Raw genomic sequence first — 20621 nt, forward strand, 5'->3', positions numbered from 1 at the left:
TGTCCTAACGGGCGTAGAGAGTTCTCTTTTTTTAGGTATGGTTTCCTGTTTTTGCAATATTGCCTCTTAAATGATACCCAATATCCACAACTTGTAAAAACTATTCAACTTTTGTCGGAGGACTAAAAAACCAACAATAAAAATGTATTTTTTCATTGAAAGGGAAATTTCCTTGCAAAGATAAAAATTTTGCACAGATTTTTGATGATGAAGGCAAGTTGTTTCTTGTAAAAGTAGAATTATGCTTGCATTAGCTGATTGGTATTTACCTGATTACTTCACTCAACTTTTCCCAAATCTGATTTTGAATATCAAAGGCAACTAATGAGGTAGTAGAGCCTCCCATTCCCATACGCACTACAATGAGGTTCTGACTGGGTACAATATTCAGGATTTGTCCATTTTTACCAACAGCCGCATACATATCTGCGGGAGCATACGGACAAATAGTTCCACTAAAAACCAATTGTGATTGAGGTATCATAAAGGAGTTTTTACCATTAAGCCACCACAAATAGCCATAGCTCTGATTGAGATTTTGCGAGGTATTTATCATTGCTTCCAAGTAGTTGGTATCGTTTAGAATGGTTTCATTTTGCCATTTACCTTTGGCAGAAATCAGTATGCCAAAGCGTGCCATAGACCGAGCCGTGCTGTAGTACACGTTATTAAAATTCTGACTATTCCAAGAGCCGTCCATACCAATTTTATCACGAATACGGCTTGCAAAGTAATTGTTATAGGTTTGTCCTGTGGCATTTTCCACAACTTTGCTCAAAAGTGTGTAAGGGGCATTATGATACGCCCAACGAGAGCCTGCACTTGCTTTGAAAGTCAGACAATTAGGGGTTGTGCAATCGGGGTTACTTACGGCATCATCAAGTCCTGTGGTCATAGTGAGTTGATGACGAATGGTAATTTGGCTTTCTTGGGCAGGTGTGAGGCTTGTCCAGCCTGTACCTAAAAAGTCAGAGGTTTTTTGATTGATATTCAGAAAGTTCTCCTCTTGGGCTTTTCCTACAATAGTAGCAGTAAGTGATTTGCCTGCTGAAGCCCAATACCAAATGCTATTTTGTGTAAAGGGCTGTCCGAAAAGGTCGTTATTGTAGTATTTTTCTATGACAATTCTGCCGTTTTTTAGAACAATAAAAGCTCTTGTACCATTTTGTTGTAAAATATTTTCTAAATCTGCTATTTTGGCGGTGTTCCAACCTAAATCTTCAGGTTTGATTTGTTCCCAAGTTGTACTTTGCAAAGGAGGAAAATATAAATCAGTAGGGATAGCTGGTTTTGTATCTTTTTTCTTGCAAGAAAAGCCTACCAAAAATATTAGCAAAAGTAAAAGTATTTTTCTCATAAAGTTCAAATTTTTGGTTAGACGAAAAATTGAACGAAAGGTTTAATCAGTATCAGTTTTTTGAATTTAGCCTTCAAAAGATTGAAGTTAGGAGACGCAAAATCCTGTTTCCTGTTTCCTGTCTCCTATTTCCCAAATATATTTGTCTCATTGTCTAATTTTTAGGTAACTCAAAAGGAATTTTGAGCATTAGTTTCTTTTTTTGGGGCTTTCCTGATGCGTCAAACACAATAAAACGAGGTGCATTCGCAATAAGCCTGCGAACTTCCTCATTAAAATACTCTTCACAACTAAAATTTGCACGCTCTTTATCTATTTCCATTTTGCCAGTTTCATCAATCACTACTGCTACAAATACATTGCATTCTTTACGTTCTCGCAGTGCTTGGGGTGGATAGCGTAAATTCTTTTTCACATACACGCTCCACATATCAGGCGAATAAGTTTGAGCTGGCTCGTTATGATTGCTTTCAGACGAAGTAGAGTTTGGGAGGGTATCCTTGTTAGGTTTATTTTCTGTTGAAGTAGAGCCTTTCTCATTTTGGGGTGTTTTATTTTGTGTAATATCTTCAACGACACTGATTTCTTGGTTATTTTCTGTATTTTTTTCTGAGTTTTTTTGAGGTTCAGTTTCGTTTTTAGGAGGCGGCGGTGTTTGCGGTAAAAGCAAAATAGGCGTTTCCTCAAAATTGATGTCCTGTAATTCAACTTCTTGCACTTGTAGCATAAATTCTTGTCCTTGCGGCTTGGAAGTAGTTGGGGAATTACTTTTAGAAAAAAATTTTACATCAAGAGCTAAAAGTAAAATAAGCGGTAAATTCGTAAGAAAACCTATGGTAAGAGCTTTATGATAATTTTTTCGCAAATAATACGCTCCGTAAAGTTTGTTGCGATTTTCAAAAATAATTTCTGTAAGTTCAAATAGCATAGCCTGTGAATAATTTTTCTAAACAACTTTCTATCAAAAATAAAGCCAATGCCAATGAAATCCATTTCTAAAATTATATTCCAAAGCAGGAGCAGGCAAACGAATAGTGCCGAGCGTCCAAAAAATTTTTTTCAGCAGACGATTTTTGGTAGGAATATTCTGCAAATGAAAATCTACCCCCAAATAAAAACGTCTGTACGATTGAAATCCATTCGCATTATTTTCAGGCTCACGAGCATAAACCATTTCGCTGGCTCCTGTACCCAAAGCAAGATTTAGCCAAGCAGGAAATTTTTTACTTTTCACAAAATAAGCCAAATCTACCGAAAGCCAATAAGTTTGCCCGTTGTAGTCTTTGAGAATTTGTTCGGACAAGTTTTTGCCCAATACATTAGGACGCAAACTTGCATATGGGCTTTGTGAAAAAGAAAATTTGAAATGCAGATGTGGTTCTTGCCATAGTTGCCCCTGTCCCCACCAAAGCAATGCCCCTGAAAAATTAGCGAGCAAATCACCCCAAGAAGCTCCATAAGAAGCAGAAAAGCCATCAAAAATTTCAATAGGTGTCATCAGGATTTGGCTGGTAATAGCTCCCCAAAGCATAGCCTTTTTGCGTTGCAAGCCTGCCCATTGAAATAGCTCGGTACTGGCACGACTGATATGATATGCCGAGTAGGCGTGTCCGATTTTATCTATTTGTCGCCATTGGGGGTTGTCGTCAAAGAAATGAAACTGCGTGCGAGGGCTGTTTTTATACCAAGCCTCATTCAGAAGCACCAAAGAACCCGCATAAGTTGCTCCACCTGCCCCTATTATCCAGTACAAACGTTTTTTATGCAGTGGCTTCGTAAGCGTATCTTGGGCTGAAAGGTGAAAAGAAAATAGCAGAGCTATAAGAAATGAAAAGCTAAATTTCACAAGAGCAATTTTTACGCAATTTACTTAAATTCTATCAAGTTCTTTATCATTTAAGTAAGTTTTTTTTGCACTTTTTGAGGAATAAAAATAACTTTGCGTACTTTTTTGAAAACCAAAAACTACGCAAATGCAATCTATTTTTGAACAATTAAACCTTCATCAGCACGAGCAGGTTGTTTTCTGCAACGACCCTCACACAGGGCTAAAAGCCATTATTGCTATTCATAATACTACTCTCGGACCTGCCGCAGGCGGTACGCGTATGTGGCTTTACAATTCCGAAGCCGAAGCACTCAATGATGTTCTGCGACTTTCACGAGGTATGACCTACAAAAATGCCGTAGCAGGCTTAAATATTGGCGGGGGCAAAGCCGTAATTATTGGTGATGCTCGCAAACATAAATCCGAAGCACTTTTCAGAGCTTTTGGGCGTTTTGTAGATAGCTTGGGCGGAAAGTATATCACCGCCGAAGATGTTGGCATAAGCACCCAAGATATGGAATTTGTATCAATGGAAACCCCTTTCGTAGCAGGAAAACCTAAAAGTTTAGGCGGTAGTGGCGACCCTTCCCCTTTTACTGCTTATGGCGTGTATATTGCAATGAAGGCTTGTGCCAAAAAAGTGTATGGTTCTGAAAGTTTGGCAGGCAAAAAAATTGCCGTACAAGGCGTAGGACACGTAGGACAAAACCTTGTTGAGCATCTCATCAAAGAAAACGCCCAAGTGCTGATTTCAGATATTTACGAAGACCGCTTGCAAGCTATCAAAAACAAATTTCCACAAGTGCAAATTGTAGATAAAGATAAATTTTACGATGTAGAAATGGATATTTACGCCCCTTGTGCGTTGGGTGCAACCATAAATGATGAAACTTTAAGCAAACTTAAATGTAAAATCATTGCGGGTGCCGCCAACAACCAACTTGCTGATGAAAATCGCCACGCTGATATGTGTGCAAGCAAAGGCATCTTATACGCCCCTGATTTCCTTATCAATTCAGGCGGTATTATCAATGTTTATTGCGAAATTGCAATGCCCGTGTATAACGAACAAAGAGCCTACGAACAAACCGAAAGAATTTATCAATTCACTACTGATATTATTGAAACTGCTGAAAAAGAAAACATCAATACACACCAAGCCGCAGTAGCACTCGCTCACAGGCGTATGGAAGCTATTGCCCGATTGAATGCTAATGCTTTTAATCGTAAAAAGTGAGTAAAAAAGAGACAAGAGACAGGAAGCAAGAGACAAGAGAAAGCAAAAAGAAATAAGTTTCAAACTTTGTATATTTTCATTTAGACCTTCAACCTCAAATATTTACGCAAAAGAATGGCATCAAAACATTGGTACGCTGTAATAATGGCAGGGGGCATAGGCACAAGGTTCTGGCCTTTTAGTCGTCAGCGTTTTCCTAAGCAGTTTCACGACATTTTGGGCACAGGGAAAACGCTCATTCAGCAAACCGTAGAACGTTTTGAGCAGATTTGCTCTGCTGAAAACATTTACATTGTAGGAAGTCGGGAACACGAAAATTTACTCTACGAGCAGTTACCCAACCTCGCCCCACATCAATTTATCCTTGAACCCAGTCGGCGAAATACTGCCCCTTGCATTGCGTATAGTGCTTTCAAAATTTTTCAAAAAGATAAAAAAGCTAATTTAGTAGTCTCCCCTGCCGACCATTACGTTAGCAATGAAAAAGAATTTACCAAAACTATTCAGAAAGCCCTCAAAGAAACCGCTCAAAAAGATATTTTGGTAACTTTGGGCATACAACCCTCTCGCCCCGATACAGGGTACGGCTACATTCAATATTGCGAAGAAAAAACTACGCTTTGGAAAAAGATTTTAGGCATCAGCTCGCCTATTAAAAAAGTAAAACTTTTTGCCGAAAAACCCCCCTTAGAGCTTGCGATAGAATTTTTACGTAGCGGTGATTTTCTTTGGAATTCGGGAATTTTCATTTGGAATGCTCAAACTATTCTCAAAGAATTTGAAAAACACCTACCCGATATTTATGAGGCTTTTTGGGAAATAAAAGACACTTTTTTTACAGAAAACGAAAACAAAGCCGTTGAAAAGGCTTATACGCAATGCCGAGCTATTTCCATAGATTATGGTATTATGGAAAAATCAGAACACGTTTTTGTAATGCCTGCAAATTTTGGTTGGTCAGATTTAGGAACGTGGAAATCTCTTTTTGAATTAAGCCCCAAAGATGAAAAAGAAAATGTTATCAAAGGCAATGTAGTAGCTTTGGATACCGAAAACTGCATCATTCAAACACCTGATAATCGTTTGGTGATTGTGAAAGGTTTGAAAAACTTTATTGTTGCCGAATACGAAAATGCCCTAATGATTTGCCCCAAAGATGAAGAACAGAGTGTCAAAGAGTTTGTAAGCATTGCCGAAAAAAAGGGGCAAGATTTTGTATAAAAAGCTATTGTGTGGTTTTAATTTTTCACTTTTCTTATGTATCGTTTCGCACTGGTAATTTTTGGGATTTTCTTTTTTGTATTTGGCTTTGTAACTTGGCTCAATAGTGTGCTTATTCCTTATTTGAAAATAGTTTGCGAATTGCCAAGTAATTGGCAAGCCTATTTAGTAGCTTTTGCTTTTTACATTTCTTACTTTGTGATGGCTTTGCCTTCGGCTTGGTTTTTGGAAAAAGTTGGCTTTCAGAAAGGAATGGCTTGGGGTTTATTGATAATGGCTATTGGCTCAATTATTTTTATTCCCGCCGCCGAAAATAGAATGTATGAAGTTTTTTTAGCAGGGTTATTTGTACAAGGTACGGGACTAGCAATTTTGCAAACTGCCGTCAATCCTTTTGTGGCTATACTAGGTAAGCCCGAAAGTGCCGCCCAACGTATTAGTATTATGGGCATTGCCAACAAAACCGCAGGCATCATTAGTCCGATTGTGTTGGGTTTTATTGTTTTCAGCGATATTGAAAGCATTGAAAAAGAACTTTCTACTGCAACAATCACCCAAAAAGCTCAAATCCTAACCGACCTTGCCAGCAAAGTTATTGAACCTTACGGCATAATGGCTTTTGTACTTATACTGCTTGCCGTGATGATACGCTTTGTTTCATTGCCTAATGTAGCCCCTGAAAGCAAAGAAAGTGATAGTTCAAAATCTTTGTGGCAATATCCTCAACTGGTTTTGGGTGTGATAGCCCTCTTTTTGTACGTAGGCGTAGAAGTAATTGCAGGTGATACGATTATTCAGTATGGAATTTCGTGGGGATACAACAAACAAGAAGCGAAGTTTTTTACTTCTTTTACGCTTGCGGGTATGCTTGTGGGTTATGTGATAGCTATTTTTACTATTCCTCGCTTTCTTTCACAAGCAAAAGTGCTTGCTATTTCGGCAATTTTGGGCATAGTTTTCAGCATTTTTATTCTTATTACAGAAAAATCTGTTTCTGTAATGTCGGTAGCACTTTTAGGACTGGCTAACTCGGTGATGTGGCCTGCTATTTTTCCGCTTGCCATAGCCGATTTAGGCAAAAATACTCCCAAAGGTTCGGCTTTGCTGATTATGGCGATAGCGGGTGGTGCTTTGATGCCCCTAATGTATGGTGGCATAGCAGATTGGCTCAAAAACGAACAATTTGCCTACATCATACTCATTCCTGCTTATGCTTTTATTGCTTATTATGGAATAAAAGGCTATAAAAAACGTTCTTGGCGATGAGTAGTGAAGAAATCAAATCACTTTTACAAGTCCAATTTGGCGAAAATTGTATTCTTGCCGAAGACAAACGCTCCCCACAAACGATTTGGCAAGTTCCTTGCGAACTTTTGCCTGAAATTTGCTTTTTTCTGCAACAAAATCCACAAACCTATTTAGATTTCCTTTCTTGCATTACAGGCATAGACAACGGCAAAGAAGCAGGAACAATGGAAGTAATTTATCACTTGTATTCCATTCCTTACAACCATTGGGTGATTTTGAAAGTAATTGTGCCTCGCAACGCTGAAAATGAGCCTCTCCCCGAAGTTCCTACGATTAGCCACATATGGAAAGCCGCCGATTGGCACGAAAGAGAAATTTACGATTTACTTGGTATTCGTTTTACCAACCACCCTGATTTACGGCGTATCTTGCTCCCCGCCGATTGGCAAGGACACCCGCTTCGCAAAGATTATGTTCCACAAGAGAATTATCACGGCATACAAGTAAAATACTAACTTCACTCCCCCACTCCTTTGGCTCGGCTTACCCAAGCATTGCCCTTGATGCGAAATCGCCAAGGTAAAAAGGCATCTTCTTGTGCATATGCAATTCCTACACGCGTAGAAGTAAGAATTTCAAAATTTTCTCGGCAAAACTGATTTTCAGCTATCCAAATGGTATCTCCCCAAAGAATTTCTCCATAATGCTCCCTGCCTATTCCCAAAGCCTGTGATAAGGCACCGGGTCCTGCCGTGAGTTGTGGTTTGATTTTCGCAAAATTTCGCCTTTCAAGCATTATTTCAATTCCTTCCACAGGTTCAATGGCTCGCACCAAAACGGCATCTGCTTCGCCTTTTATATTTGTAACCACATTAAAAAGCGAATGCATACCATAACACAAATACACATACGCCCTACCTCCTTCCTCAAACATAATTCGGGTGCGTTCCGTGTAGCGATTTCGGTGAGCGTGGCAGGCTTTATCAGTTTTGCCACAATAGGCTTCCGTCTCTACAATTTTTCCTGCGGTAATCACTCCATTTATTTTTGTAAAAAGATACTTGCCTAATAAATCTTTGGCTATTTGCACTACATCATCTCTTGTGTAAAATTCTTTGGAAAGTTTTTGCATAAAATTCCACTTCAAAAACCACTCATTTTTCGTAACTTTGAAAAAGTGCTTAAAATTACAAAAAGAAGCAATTCAATGTTTTTAGTAAAAAGGTTTTGGCAAAGCTTGTTCCAACAAAAAAATAAAAATCTCTCATCTTGGTGGCAAAGTGAGCATTTGCGTTTAGAAGTAAGTAGCAAATGCCAACTCAAATGCCCTTTGTGCCTTACAGGAACGCACTATCACCGAAAACACTCCGCTATTGGTTGGGGGCATTTGAGTTTAGAAAATTTCAAAACCTTTTTAAGCCAAAATCCACAAATCAAGAGCCTTGAGCTTTCTAATTATGGCGAACTTTTCTTGCACCCACACATTGAGGAAATTTTACGGCTTGCTTATGAAAAAAATATCAAACTCACTGCCCTCAATGGAACTAACCTCAATCATTTGCCCGATAGCACCGCCGAAGCCCTTGTAAAATATCGCTTTGAGAAAATCAAAGTTTCCATTGATGGAGCAAGCGAAGAAACCTACCAGATTTACCGAATTGGCGGGAGTTTTGAAAAAGTTTTAGAAAATATCCGAAAAATCAATTTTTACAAGGCAAAATATCAAAGCCCTTACCCAAAACTGAAATGGCAGTTTATTATTTTTGGGCATAACGAACACGAAATCAGCAAGGCAAGAAATTTGGCAAAAGAGCTAAAAATGGGTTTCAAGTTGAAATTCAATTATTCACCTAAAAAGTTTCCTATTCGCAATGCTGAATACGTTGCCCAAGAAATGGGAGCAAGCACTATCACAGAATTTGAACAAAAAAACCGAAAGCTGTATTCACCTGCTTGCTTTCAGTTATGGTCTGCTCCGCAAATCAATTGGGACGGCAAACTTTTAGGCTGTTGCGTTAATCATTTTGGCGACTTTGGTAATGTTTTTCAGGAAGGTTTGGAAAATTTATTGCAATCAGAAAAATATTTGTATGCTAAAAAAATGCTTTTAGGCGAAGTACCTGCCCGAGCAGATATTCCTTGTGTGCAGTGCAATCGTTACAAAAAAGTTTTACAAATTCCTTTTCGCAAGCAATTAGAGGCACATCTCAAAGCACTGCAATTTTAGCTACCTCTCCTGCCTCGCCTTCGGCATTTACAGAAAAAACCAAATAAATACCCGGTGCGGCACGTCTGCCGTTGTAGTCTCTAAGATTCCACGTAGCTGTACCACCTTTGGCAGTAGTTTGATAAATGAGCGTTCCTGAAACATCAGTAATTTTGACTTCTGCATTTTCGGCAAGTCCTTCAATACCCACCAAACCCGAAAAATCGGGCTTTACAGGATTAGGGAAAACTTTTACTTTACCCAAATTTTCGGAGGCTACCGTAACCCCTTCTCGGTAAGAGCATAAACCCTGATTGGTGGTAATAAAAACTTCTCCGTTTCTATCATTGATGCTAATATGACGAATTTGATTGGAAATCAGCGGACTATTTTCTGTAGTAAAATGAGCTAAAAGTTTGCTTACAGTAGCATCAAAAAGATATACGCCATTTTTGTGAGTGCCAAACCATTTCCGATTGGCTCCGTCTATGGCAATAGCCGTTACGGCAATACTCTCGAGCAATTGTCTTCGCTCAAAAATAGGAAAAGTAACTTCAAAATTGCTGTTAAAAACATTTTGAGGGTTAAAAACGGTCATTACACCACTTTCAGAACCGAGCCAGAGAACACCATTGCGGTCAATAGCAATAGAAAGAATATTTGGGTTTGTCAGTTTGCCATTTGTAGGGGTAAGATGTTTGTTTTGCCCGCCTTCGGTATCACACACCCATACACCTGTGGCGGAAGGTATAGGCGAAAGTCTTATCCATTTGTAGCCTCTAAAATCCACGACAATATCCTCGGGAAAGCGTGTAGCACTATTGAAACCAAAACTTTGCCAAGTGCCATCAGTTCTACGGCAAAGCAAAGAATTGGTTGCTCCATATCTACCAACCCACAAGTTACCCTGACGGTCTGTGGTCAGGGCGGAAACTTTTACATCAGAAGCCCCAAAAAAAGGCGTATTAGGGGTAGTTTCATCAATGACGCTAAAAGTTCCTGTTTCTGTGTTTTGCTGAATAATTCCGTTACCAAATGAGCCAAGTGTTAAGGTTTTTTGAGAAGCGTTGTAAGCGGCACAATTCAAATCAAAAGCAAAAGGCATCGGCAAGGTATTAGACAAATTCTGAAAATGATAACTCTGCCAAAATCCCTCACTGAAAATATCAAAGCCATCGGTATTATTCAAATTAGCATAACTGCTATTGTACCCCCCTGAAAGAGCAACTATTTTTCCCGCAAAATAAAAATTTTTCCAGTTTCTTATGCTAAAAGTCCCATTAGGGCTGTAAGACCTGAAACTCCCTTCCCAATCAGAAAGCAATCCATTGATAGCATCAGCCAACCAAAAACGATTGTTTATTTTTTGAATAGCGTTTATTTTTTGAAAAAGTGGATTTGAAAGATTGCCCACTATACCTGATGTATTGAGCCAAATTACTTGGTTATTTTGCAATACAGCAATTTGATTATCAATATTTTGTAAATTATTGTAGCCATTGATAGGCATACCTGTTACCGCTTGCCAAGTAGTAGGATTAATGAGTTTGTACAAGCCAAAACCTTCTAATGAAACATATAAGAGATTATGCGAAAAGGCAATGTTTTGCACTGCTACATTTGCAGGCAAGCCGCTACTTACTCCAAAAAACTGCCAACTATTGAAGTCTTGCAAATTTGCCGAAACACTCGCAAAACGCACCCCTTGTGGGGTTGCCAAATAGAAACGTAAGCCATCAGAGGCAATCGCATTCACGGCTAAATTACTTCCTCCTGTGCCTAAATTTCGCCAAGTTTCGCGAATTTCGTTTTTTTCTAAATCTACTACCACCACTCCGAAATTAGTTGCTAAATAAGCCCAACGCCCTTGCAAAAAGATATGATTGATGTTTTTTAGGTTTTCAGCAACTTGTGTAGAATTACGAATAGCAGGCAAATTGATGATATTTCTACCTGCAATCAAATCAATATTTCCATTAAAATAACCCACAATGAGTTTTTGATATTCAACAGAATAAGCAATTTGCGAGGCTTGGGCTTCGGCAAGACCATCGCTTTTAGAAAGAATTTGCGTGCTATTTTCTTGCAAATCATACACAAAAAGCCCCGATTGAGCCACTGCATAGATTTTACTTTCACTCGCCGCCAAAGATTTTACAGAGCGATAAGGCAAATGCACTCGCCACGTACCCAAAGGGATATTTTCTTGAGCCAAAGCGTAGGTAAAAACTTGAAAAATCAGGCAAAAAACAGTTACTTTTTTCATTTCAGACATCAAACCTTTTTCTTTTGAATTCGTACAATTCGCCCAAATATTTAGCTCTTACTTCCTTATCATTTACCAAATCTTCGGGAACGCCTTCTTTGAAAACTTTTCCTGCACTCATTACATAAACCCAGTCGGTAATAGAAAGAGTTTCATCGGCATTGTGGTCAGTGATAAGTACGCCCAAATTTTTGAATTTCAACTTATAGACAATCTTTTGAATTTCCTCAACTGCTAGTGGGTCTACCCCTGCGAAAGGTTCATCAAGCAAAATAAATTTAGGATTCGTAGCCAAAGCTCTTGCAATTTCGGTGCGTCTGCGTTCTCCTCCTGAAAGCACTTTCCCCATACTTTTTCTGACGTGAGTAAGATTAAATTCCTCTAAAAGGGCTTCTGTACGCTCTTTTTGCTCTTGCTTGGAAAGGTTTGTCATTTCCAAAACGGCTTTGATATTATCTTCTACGCTCAAATTTCTAAAAACCGAAGCCTCTTGTGCCAAATAACCCAAACCCATTCTTGCCCTTTTGAACATAGGCAGTTGCGTAATATCCTCATCATCTAAAAAAATTTTGCCTTCATCGGGTTTTACAAGCCCCACGGTCATATAGAAAGAAGTGGTTTTACCTGCTCCGTTGTGTCCGAGAAGTCCCACAATTTTCCCTTGCTCTACCTGAATAGAAACGTGATTTACTACATAACGCTTACCGTACTTTTTGACCAAATTCTCTGCCCGAAGTTGCATATTTCTCTCATTTTTCGCTGATAGTAGCAAAATGTATTCCAATTTTTCCTGTAAATGCCTTCTATAAAACTTTTATTGGCTTATAGCTTGTGCTTTATTTTTGCAAAATTAGCCAAAATTCGCCAAAATTCGCAAGGAATAGCCCATTAGTCTTGTCTTTTCTTTTTTAACCACACATAAACAGGCAAACCCGAAAGTACAATCAGAAAGCCGTAACGTGTGTAAGGTTCGTAAATCAACCAAATAATGCTAATGATAGTTATCAAAACCAAATACAAAGCAGGTAAAAAAGGATACGCTACAGCTTTGTAAGGACGAGGCAAGTCAGGCATTTTTTTACGCAAAATAAACACTGCAAGAATAGTCAGAAAGTAAAAAAGCATCACGGCAAACATCACATACCCCAACAAGTCGCTATACGCCCCCGAAAGACACAAAACCGAAGCCCAAATTGCCTGCACTACCAAAGCATTCTGAGGTACATCATTTTTATTTAGTTTGCCCAATGCCGAAAAAAATACTCCATCTTTTGCCATAGCATAATACACCCTCGCCCCCGAAAGAATACAGCCATTATCAGAGCCAAAAGTAGAAATCATTATCAAAACGCTTACCAAGAGTAAGCCTATTTGCCCTAAAACCTGCGAGGCGGCGGCAGTTGCTACTAATTCATTGCTTTGTATTTGTGGAAAGGGTAAAGCTATCAAATAGGCAACATTGGTAAGCAAATAAATCAGTGTTACAAGCCCTGTACCTATTGCCAAACTGCGAGGAATGGTTTTTTCAGCATTGACAATTTCATCACCTGCAAAACTGATATTATTCCAAGCATCACTGGAAAATAACGAACCAATCATTGCTACTGCAAACAAAGGCAAATACTCTGCAAGTGAAACATTTTCAGGCAAAGCCCAATATTTTCCAAAATTTTCACTGATAGCCACAACATTTCTACCAAAAACAAAGATAATGAGCAAAAGTAAAGCCAAGGCGATAATTTTGGTACTACCAAAAAGATTTTGAATCAGCGTTCCGTATTTTACGCCTTTGGTATTGATGAAAGTGAGTAGCCAAATCACGATAATTGCCAAAATTTGATTAGTAGCAATGCTAAAATTGCCTATTTCTATGATTTTGTTGTTTTTACTAATAAACGGAAAAAGATTTCCTGTAAAATTGGCGAAAGCTACCGCCACTGCCGCAATTGTGCCTGTCTGAATGACCGCCAGTACCGTCCAGCCATACAAAAACGCAATGAGCGAATTGTAAGTCTTACGCAAAAATACATATTGCCCTCCTGCTTGGGGCATCATAGCGGCAAGTTCGCCATAGCTCAAAGCTCCTGCCATTGTAATAAGCCCTGTAATAAGCCAAACTATCAATAAACCGAAAACAGACTGCGTTTTTTGGGCAATATCAGAGCTTACAATAAAAATGCCCGAGCCAATCATTGTACCTGCTACGAGCATTACGGCATCAAATAAACGAATTTCCTTGCGAAAAGACATTGGAAAAGGTTTTTAATCTTCAAATAAATCGTTTTGTTTAGTAAATTGGCTAATTCCTAAATGTTTATAGGCTTTTTCGGTAGCTTCTCTACCCCTTGAAGTTCTTTTGATGTAGCCTTCTTGTATTAGGAAAGGTTCATACACTTCTTCAATAGTTTCTGCCTCCTCACCGCAAGCCGTAGCGATAGTAGTAATACCCACGGGTCCTCCCTTGAACTTATGAATAATGGTTTGCAGAATACGATTATCCATTTCGTCCAGTCCGTTTTTATCTACTTCCAGAGCTTGTAAAGCTACATCAGCAATAGCCAAATCTATATTGCCATTCCCTTTGACTTGTGCAAAATCACGAATGCGGCGAAGTAAGTTATTAGCAATACGAGGCGTGCCTCTACTACGGCGGGCAATTTCGTAGGCGGCTTCCTCCTCAATTTTTACACCCAAAATTTTGCAAGAACGCTTGACAATTTGGGTGAGCAAATGAGCATCATAATATTGCAGACGAGCATTGATGGCAAATCTGGCTCTCAAAGGGGCTGTCAGCAGACCTGAACGCGTCGTTGCTCCGATGAGCGTAAAAGGATTTAGCCCTATTTGCACGGTACGAGCATTCGGACCTGAGTCCAGCATTATATCAATTTTGTAATCTTCCATTGCAGAGTACAAATACTCCTCTACAATAGGATTGAGGCGATGAATCTCATCTATGAAAAGTACATCATTAGAATTGAGTTTTGTGAGCAAACCTGCCAAATCGCTGGGCTTATCTAATACTGGTCCCGAAGTAGTCATCATTTCTACTCCAAGCTCATTGGCAATGATATTAGAAAGTGTTGTTTTTCCTAATCCGGGCGGTCCGTGTAGAAGGACGTGGTCAAGGGCTTCCTTGCGTTGTTTGGCGGCAAGTACAAATATACGCAAGTTTTCAACGATTTTTTCTTGCCCTGTAAAATCCTCAAAACTCAAAGGACGCAAAGCCTTTTCTATCTCTCTATCCGAAGGCGAAAGTTTTTCTTCCTCACCCGTGAGGTAATCTTTACGCATAATTTTTTTTACTGCTCTGCAATAATTCTGATATTGAAGGTAATATTTTCCAAAAGATCTTGATAATCTTTACCCGCTTCAATCATATCGTCATCAAACTCTTCGCACCACCAGTTTATTTCTACGGCGGCTCCCGATGCTTTCAGTTGGGCTATTTTTTTGAATACATCAAGCAAACATTTGGAAGAACTTGTGTTGAAATATTCTAATTCTACATCAAGGCTTAAAACTCTTTCAGCCGCTTGTGCTTTGAAGCGTTCCAGCCAATCGTTGATAGGCGTGTAGAACTCCAAGGGGTTTTCTGGTACAGAACGCCCTTTTATTTCCAACTTTCCTGTATCAGGATCTAAATGTACAAAGGGAGTATTGAGCGTTTTTTCAATTTTCAAGCTTTCCATAAAAAATGCTATTTAAGACGAATGTTCCTGTTTGTTTTCAATTCTTGGAATTTCTACTTTCAAGGTAAAAAAAGCTAAGTTATCATCTAAATGACTAAACTCATATCGTAAGTTACCCTCCGATTTACGGGCAATATCCACAAAACCCAACCCTGCTGTGCCTTTTTCCGAAAAGCCCTCACTACCAAGTATTTGTTTATGGTACTCTCGTAATTCTTCTTTGCTCAAAGAGTTGATATAATCAATTTTTTCTTTAATTTTTTGCTCGCTTTGCTTAAAAACATAGTTACCTGTAGCGATAATGTACTTATCCTGATAGGCTTCAAACACAGCAAGCCCTTTCATTCCTATTTCTTCACTATGCTTTTCTAAATGATGACTTAAATTCTGATAGCATTCGGTTGCGATATTATAGACTTTTTTGCGAGTTTTAGGGTTTTGTTCGGCAGTTTCAAGTCTATCTTCAATGATACGAAGCAAAGAATTAATTTGCACAAACCCCACCTGCCCTTTGTAAGACAAGATAAAATTCTCATCTTGCATTTCATTATACACTTGGCTATAATCTTTTTTCATTAGCCTATACAATTTTTGGTGATGGAATTATTGCCAAAACTAAAAAAAACTAATTTACTTGCAAAAGATTTTGTTTAATTTTTGAAAAAATGAATTTTTCTCTTGAAAGCAAAGGACGTTTGTTGCTCTTGGATAAACCTTGTATAATGGGTATTTTGAACCTCACCCCTGATTCTTTTTTTGAAGGAAGCCGACAAAAAAATATTGATGAACTGCTCAAAAATGCTGAAAAAATGCTTTCGGAAGGAGCTAATATATTGGATATAGGAGGGTATTCTACACGTCCAGGGGCAAGCGAAGTCAGTTTGCAAGAAGAATTACAAAGGGTAATTCCTGCTATTGAGGCAATACGCAGAAATTTTCCCGATAATTTGATTTCGGTGGATACTTTCCGAGCCGAAGTAGCTCAAAGAGCTATTGAAAGTGGAGCAAATATTATCAATGATGTTTCAGGCGGAGAACTTGATAAAAAAATGTTTGAAACAGTTGCTCATTTACAAGTTCCTTATATCTTAATGCACAGCCGAGGAAATCCGCAAACTATGAGCCAAATGTGCCATTACGAAAATATTTTGTTAGAAATTTTACATTTTTTTGAACAAAAAATCAAAAAATTACGTATCTTGGGGGTGAAAGACATCATCATTGATGTGGGTTTTGGCTTTGCCAAAAATATAAACCAAAATTTTTTCCTACTTAAAAATTTATCGTATTTTCAAATCTTACAAGTGCCACTGCTCGTGGGAATATCACGTAAATCAATGATTTATAAGACGCTATCTATCAGTCCCTACGAAGCTCTCAATGGCACTACGGCTCTCAATATGTTTGCTCTGATGCAAGGAGCGAAAATTTTAAGAGTTCACGATGTGAAAGAAGCCAAAGAAACGATTCTTCTATACCGAAAATTATTAGAAAGCTGAATATGTGGTTTTTATTCAAAATATGGTTTTTCAATTTCACTTGGGTAGATGGTTTAGATGTCTTACTCGTAGCTTACCTAATTTACCAATTTTACAAACTTCTAAAAGGCAGTATAGCCGTACGTATTCTTTGGGGGATTGCAATGTTGGGCATAGGCTATTTAGCCGTAAACTTATTGCAACTCAAACTTTTAGGAAACATTTTAGGGCAATTCTTTGGCGTTGGCGTGATTGCTATGATTATCATTTTTCAGCAGGAAGTTCGTAAATTTTTGCTTTTGGTGGGGCGTTCGCAAGTATTCGGAGATGATAACTTCTGGGACGCTTTGCCTTGGCGTAAAAACAAAAAAAGTAAAGTAGATATCAATGCCGTAGTAGAAGCCGCCCGTGCATTGAGTAGTAGCAATACAGGAGCTCTGATAGTTTTTGCTCGTAGTACAGATATGAAATTTTACGCAGAGTCGGGAGATATGTTAGATGCTGTACTTTCTAAAAGGCTACTTCTTTCTATATTCAACAAATATAGCCCCTTACACGATGGGGCAGTTATTGTAGGGCAATCTGGGAGAGTAGTAGCGGCACGTTGTATTTTACCTGTTTCCGAAAACCCTCATATTCCCGCTACTATGGGCTTACGGCACCGTTCTGCTATCGGTGTAACAGAAGTAACTGATGCAGTGGTGTTAGTAGTTTCGGAAGAAACAGGGCAAGTCTCCCTTGCTAAAAATGGAGAAGTACATCAAGGTTTGAGCTATCAGGAGTTACGCACCAAACTCACCAAGTATTTAGCAGAAAAAACCTCTGCTCCACCTATGAGAGAAGTAAGCGTAGAAGTTGCAGAAAGGTAATTTTACTTAACCCTTCAAAGAAAAAATCTCTAAATTTTTACCTTGAAACACAATAAAAAAGTATTTTTACGTCCAAAATACAAAAGCAATGAAATTTATAGCCGAAATCAACATAATGCCTTTGAAAGAAATATTAGATCCACAGGGTAAAGCCGTACTGCTTGGCTTAAAACATCTTCAGCTCTCTGAAATCAAAGATGTACGTGTAGGAAAACATATTACGCTTTCTTTGGAAGCGAGCAGTCAGCAAGAAGCCAAAGAAAAAGTAGAAAAAGCCTGTTCAGAGCTTTTGGCAAACCCAATTATGGAAAGCTATTCTTACACTTTGCAAGAAATCAATGAAAAAATTATCAGAAGATAATTTGCCCAAACCTACTGAAAATCCTTGGCAAATTCTGCAATCCAAAGATATTTACGAGAACCCTTGGATTAAAGTCCGCGAGGACAAAGTTATCAATCCCAGTGGCAACGAAGGTATTTATGGCACGGTAAACTTCAAAAATAAAGCAATTGGCATCATTCCAATTGATGAAAATGGCTTTACGTGGTTAGTAGGTCAATATCGTTATCCACTCAACGAGTATAGCTGGGAAATACCTATGGGAGGTGGTAAAATTGCTGTACCTTCGTCAAAATCTTTTGATGAACAAATTTTAGAAGCCGCCCAAAGGGAACTATGGGAAGAAACAGGAATTATCGCTGAAAAATGGACAAAAATTGCTCGCATTCATACATCTAATTCCGTAACAGATGAAGAAGGTTTTGTTTTCATTGCCGAAAACCTGAGTTTTGGAAATAACGCACCCGAAGAGACCGAGCAACTCTTAATAAAAAAAGTGCATTTAAGTACCGCTTTACACTGGGTTCTTGCTGATGAGATTACTGATGCTATCAGTATGATTGGCATATTGAAAGTATGTCAATTAAGAGGAATTAGCTAAATTTGCAGGAAATTTCGAAATATGCAAATTCTCAATCCTTTATATGATGTAGTATTCAAATATTTAATGGAAGACAACAAGGTCGCCAAGCTCTTGCTTTCGGCTCTCATTGGGCAAGAAATCACCGAACTTGTATTCTTGCCACAAGAATTTCTCGCCGATTTTGACTTTGAAACTGCTAAAAAACGTCAGGAGGAAAATCCTTCTATTCAATTTTCATCAGGACTGACCGTCTATCGCATTGACTTCACCGCTAAAATTCGCACTGAAACAGGCGAAGAAAAATTGATTATTATTGAAGTTCAGAAAAGCAAACTCACCAGCGATATGCTTCGGTTCAGGGCTTATTTGGGCAGTCAGTATGCGAAAAAAGAGTATTTTCAGTGGGTAACCTCCCGCAATACAGGCAGGCAATACAAAGCAGGTATTCCGATTTATGCTATATTCTTTCTCGGCTACGGATTGGAAGAATACGAAGGAATTCCTGTGGTAGAAGTAGATACCTGCGTAAAAGACAAACGCAACGGAGAAATTTTAGAGGAAAAAGGATATTTTATTCCCTCCTTATTTCACAAGGGTATTATCGTAAATATTCCTTATTTGAAAGAGCGTTATCAGAGTGATTTGGAAAAAGTATTGAGCATTTTTGACCAACATCACCGAGATGAAGACTTTCATATTCTCAATGTTAAAGAGGAGGATTTTCCTGAAAAATATCGTCCTATTATACGCAGATTACAGGCAGCGGCACAAGAAAAAACACTCAGAAATAAAATGATAGCCGAAGACGATTACCTTACTGAAATGAACGAATATGAGGAAAGAATAAACAAATTGCAGAAAGAAAAAGAACAAGAAAGACTGAAAGCCGAAAATTTAGCCTACGAAAAAGAACAAGAAAGAGTGAAAAGTATCAAGGTAATGTTGGAGTTAGGCATAGATTTAAGAACAATCTGTGAAAAATTAGATATTGATGAGCAGTTTTTGAAAAAACACAACCTTACAAACTAAAATTTATGGAAGCAATCTTTGATTTATTGAAAATCACTTTACCTGCCAGCATTGTACTTCTTGGAATGTACCTAACTGCCCGAAATTTTTTAGAAAAAGAATTTGAACGCCGTTTAGCTGAAATCAAACTTAAAAATACTGAAACTATTACGACTATTCGCCTACAAGCCTATGAGCGTATGTGTTTATTTTTGGAAAGAATTGCTCCCGAAAATATGCTTACTCGCTTGCAAGTGTCGCAATTCACATCAGAAGAGTTACAGCAAATTCTTTTACACGAAATCCGTAACGAATTTGCCCATAACTTTTCCCAACAAATGTATATGAGCAATGAGGCTTGGAATATGATACAAACCGCCCGAGAAGAGATTGTGTCGCTTATCAACAATTCAGCCGCTCAAGTTGCCCCCGAAACTAATGCTTTGGAACTTGCTAAAAAAATTTTAGAAAATGCCAATAACTACGATATTCGTCCTACTATTGCGGCTATTGGCTTTCTAAAAAATGAGTTAAAACAGCTATTCTCATAAAATTTACCTACTTCCAAACAAAGCACTCCCTATACGCACCATAGTAGAACCTTCTTGAATGGCTATGAGATAATCCCCACTCATACCCATTGAAAGTTCTTGAAAATCAAGGTTAAAATCTTGGTACTTTTGCTTACAATGCTGAAAAAAGCCTGCCAAGCCTCTGAACTCTTTACGTATTTGTTCGGCATTTTCCGTAAAAGTAGCCATTCCCATTAAGCCTTTTATGCGAATATTTTTTAACTCTTTTAGAGCCGTATTCTGTAAAAGATTTTCAGCCTCCTCGTAACTCAAACCAAATTTAGTTTCCTCTTGGGCGATATGAATTTGCAAAAGGCAGTTTATTACTCTACTATGCTTTTGAGCTTGCTTGTTAATTTCTTGCAAAAGTTTCAGGCTATCAACCGAATGAATAAGATGCACAAAAGAAGCAATATATTTGACTTTATTGGTCTGCAAATGCCCTATCAAATGCCAACGTACATCTTGAGGCAAATGTGGTTGTTTTTCGCACATTTCTTGTACTTTGTTTTCCCCAAAGTCTCTTACTCCCGCTTGATAGGCTTCTTGTAAATCGCTAATAGGTTTTGTTTTACTCACAGCTATCAAGCGAACCTCTCCTATTTCTTGTAAAATTTTTTGATAAACTTCTTGATTAAACATTGTATTTTTTTTATTTTTTATTGCACTTTTCAAATTTTTGCAATTTTTCTTGGAAAATTCAAAGCAAATCTACA

The 20621-nt window shown here is 38.3% G+C and carries 22 protein-coding genes; 11 read left to right on the forward strand and 11 right to left on the reverse strand.

Translation table 11 applies throughout. The features are described from left to right. Positions 1 to 265 precede the first annotated feature (265 nt). The 3 genes from Rain11_RS01030 to Rain11_RS01040 form a co-directional block, all read right to left on the reverse strand. Positions 266 to 1357 carry a serine hydrolase domain-containing protein gene (locus Rain11_RS01030; RefSeq protein WP_101357475.1) on the reverse strand — a complete coding sequence of 364 codons (1092 nt, stop codon included), beginning with the start codon at positions 1355 to 1357 and terminating at the stop codon, positions 266 to 268. Between the two features lie 154 nt (positions 1358 to 1511). Further along, positions 1512 to 2285: an energy transducer TonB gene (locus Rain11_RS01035; protein WP_101357476.1), complete on the reverse strand. Its 774-nt coding sequence runs from the start codon at positions 2283 to 2285 to the stop codon at positions 1512 to 1514. 33 nt (positions 2286 to 2318) lie between these two features. Continuing rightward, positions 2319 to 3203 (reverse strand): DUF2279 domain-containing protein, encoded by an 885-nt coding sequence (locus Rain11_RS01040; protein WP_165778049.1) that lies wholly within the window; start codon positions 3201 to 3203, stop codon positions 2319 to 2321. A gap of 127 nt (positions 3204 to 3330) precedes the next feature. Between Rain11_RS01040 and Rain11_RS01045 the strand changes: the two genes are divergently transcribed. The 4 genes from Rain11_RS01045 to Rain11_RS01060 all read left to right on the forward strand — a co-directional run bounded on the left by Rain11_RS01045 (position 3331) and on the right by Rain11_RS01060 (position 7406). Further along, complete coding sequence (locus tag Rain11_RS01045) at positions 3331 to 4422, forward strand: Glu/Leu/Phe/Val family dehydrogenase (protein ID WP_101357478.1); 1092 nt, start codon at positions 3331 to 3333, stop codon at positions 4420 to 4422. A 114-nt stretch (positions 4423 to 4536) separates the two neighbouring features. Further along, complete coding sequence (locus Rain11_RS01050) at positions 4537 to 5643, forward strand: mannose-1-phosphate guanylyltransferase (RefSeq protein ID WP_243390519.1); 1107 nt, start codon at positions 4537 to 4539, stop codon at positions 5641 to 5643. Between the two features lie 36 nt (positions 5644 to 5679). Further along, positions 5680 to 6909 (forward strand): sugar MFS transporter, encoded by a 1230-nt coding sequence (locus Rain11_RS01055; RefSeq protein WP_101357480.1) that lies wholly within the window; start codon positions 5680 to 5682, stop codon positions 6907 to 6909. Continuing rightward, the gene (locus tag Rain11_RS01060) at positions 6906 to 7406 is read left to right on the forward strand and encodes an NADH-quinone oxidoreductase subunit C (protein ID WP_101357481.1); all 501 of its coding nucleotides are present in this window, start codon (positions 6906 to 6908) and stop codon (positions 7404 to 7406) included. Before Rain11_RS01055 ends, Rain11_RS01060 begins: the two co-directional genes overlap by 4 nt. Before the next feature lie 2 nt (positions 7407 to 7408). On the opposite strand, the gene Rain11_RS01065 is transcribed toward Rain11_RS01060, so the two are convergent. Next, the gene (locus Rain11_RS01065; protein WP_101357482.1) at positions 7409 to 8023 is read right to left on the reverse strand and encodes a DNA-3-methyladenine glycosylase; all 615 of its coding nucleotides are present in this window, start codon (positions 8021 to 8023) and stop codon (positions 7409 to 7411) included. A gap of 75 nt (positions 8024 to 8098) precedes the next feature. On the opposite strand from Rain11_RS01065, the gene Rain11_RS01070 reads away from it, so the two are divergent. Next, positions 8099 to 9118: a radical SAM protein gene (locus tag Rain11_RS01070; RefSeq protein ID WP_133121456.1), complete on the forward strand. Its 1020-nt coding sequence runs from the start codon at positions 8099 to 8101 to the stop codon at positions 9116 to 9118. Here the strand turns inward: Rain11_RS01070 and porZ are convergent. From porZ to Rain11_RS01100, 6 genes are all read right to left on the reverse strand, one after another. Further along, on the reverse strand, positions 9099 to 11372 hold the full coding sequence (porZ, locus tag Rain11_RS01075) for a type IX secretion system anionic LPS delivery protein PorZ (protein ID WP_101357484.1): 2274 nt from the start codon (positions 11370 to 11372) through the stop codon (positions 9099 to 9101). The two genes, Rain11_RS01070 and porZ, sit on opposite strands and share 20 nt — an antisense overlap. Beyond that, positions 11365 to 12105 carry an LPS export ABC transporter ATP-binding protein gene (gene lptB, locus Rain11_RS01080; RefSeq protein WP_101357485.1) on the reverse strand — a complete coding sequence of 247 codons (741 nt, stop codon included), beginning with the start codon at positions 12103 to 12105 and terminating at the stop codon, positions 11365 to 11367. The genes porZ and lptB overlap by 8 nt, the downstream gene beginning before the upstream one ends. A gap of 146 nt (positions 12106 to 12251) precedes the next feature. Next, entirely contained in the window at positions 12252 to 13613 is a 1362-nt protein-coding gene (locus Rain11_RS01085) for an APC family permease (protein WP_101357486.1), read from the reverse strand. 12 nt (positions 13614 to 13625) lie between these two features. Beyond that, positions 13626 to 14657, reverse strand: coding sequence for a Holliday junction branch migration DNA helicase RuvB (ruvB, locus tag Rain11_RS01090; RefSeq protein WP_101357487.1), 1032 nt, complete (start codon positions 14655 to 14657; stop codon positions 13626 to 13628). An 8-nt stretch (positions 14658 to 14665) separates the two neighbouring features. Beyond that, entirely contained in the window at positions 14666 to 15055 is a 390-nt protein-coding gene (locus Rain11_RS01095; protein WP_101357488.1) for a DUF1987 domain-containing protein, read from the reverse strand. Between the two features lie 12 nt (positions 15056 to 15067). After that, positions 15068 to 15631 (reverse strand): SiaB family protein kinase, encoded by a 564-nt coding sequence (locus Rain11_RS01100; RefSeq protein WP_101357489.1) that lies wholly within the window; start codon positions 15629 to 15631, stop codon positions 15068 to 15070. 89 nt (positions 15632 to 15720) lie between these two features. Between Rain11_RS01100 and folP the strand changes: the two genes are divergently transcribed. The 6 genes from folP to Rain11_RS01130 all read left to right on the forward strand — a co-directional run bounded on the left by folP (position 15721) and on the right by Rain11_RS01130 (position 19884). Beyond that, a complete protein-coding gene (gene folP / locus Rain11_RS01105) occupies positions 15721 to 16554 on the forward strand; it encodes a dihydropteroate synthase (RefSeq protein WP_101357490.1) in 834 nt (277 codons plus the stop codon). A 2-nt stretch (positions 16555 to 16556) separates the two neighbouring features. Continuing rightward, the gene (gene cdaA / locus Rain11_RS01110) at positions 16557 to 17402 is read left to right on the forward strand and encodes a diadenylate cyclase CdaA (protein WP_101357491.1); all 846 of its coding nucleotides are present in this window, start codon (positions 16557 to 16559) and stop codon (positions 17400 to 17402) included. An 88-nt stretch (positions 17403 to 17490) separates the two neighbouring features. Then, positions 17491 to 17763 (forward strand): phosphoribosylformylglycinamidine synthase subunit PurS, encoded by a 273-nt coding sequence (gene purS, locus Rain11_RS01115; RefSeq protein ID WP_101357492.1) that lies wholly within the window; start codon positions 17491 to 17493, stop codon positions 17761 to 17763. Next, complete coding sequence (locus tag Rain11_RS01120) at positions 17741 to 18343, forward strand: NUDIX domain-containing protein (protein ID WP_101357493.1); 603 nt, start codon at positions 17741 to 17743, stop codon at positions 18341 to 18343. Before purS ends, Rain11_RS01120 begins: the two co-directional genes overlap by 23 nt. Positions 18344 to 18364: 21 nt before the next feature. Beyond that, positions 18365 to 19354, forward strand: a complete 990-nt coding sequence (locus Rain11_RS01125) for a hypothetical protein (RefSeq protein ID WP_101357494.1) — start codon at positions 18365 to 18367, stop codon at positions 19352 to 19354. 5 nt (positions 19355 to 19359) lie between these two features. Then, the gene (locus tag Rain11_RS01130; RefSeq protein ID WP_101357495.1) at positions 19360 to 19884 is read left to right on the forward strand and encodes a DUF7935 family protein; all 525 of its coding nucleotides are present in this window, start codon (positions 19360 to 19362) and stop codon (positions 19882 to 19884) included. Between the two features lie 3 nt (positions 19885 to 19887). Here the strand turns inward: Rain11_RS01130 and Rain11_RS01135 are convergent, their stop codons facing one another. After that, positions 19888 to 20547 (reverse strand): YggS family pyridoxal phosphate-dependent enzyme, encoded by a 660-nt coding sequence (locus Rain11_RS01135; protein ID WP_101357561.1) that lies wholly within the window; start codon positions 20545 to 20547, stop codon positions 19888 to 19890. Positions 20548 to 20621 lie beyond the last annotated feature (74 nt).

This window comes from Raineya orbicola (assembly GCF_002843425.1).
Classification (GTDB): domain Bacteria; phylum Bacteroidota; class Bacteroidia; order Cytophagales; family Thermonemataceae; genus Raineya; species Raineya orbicola.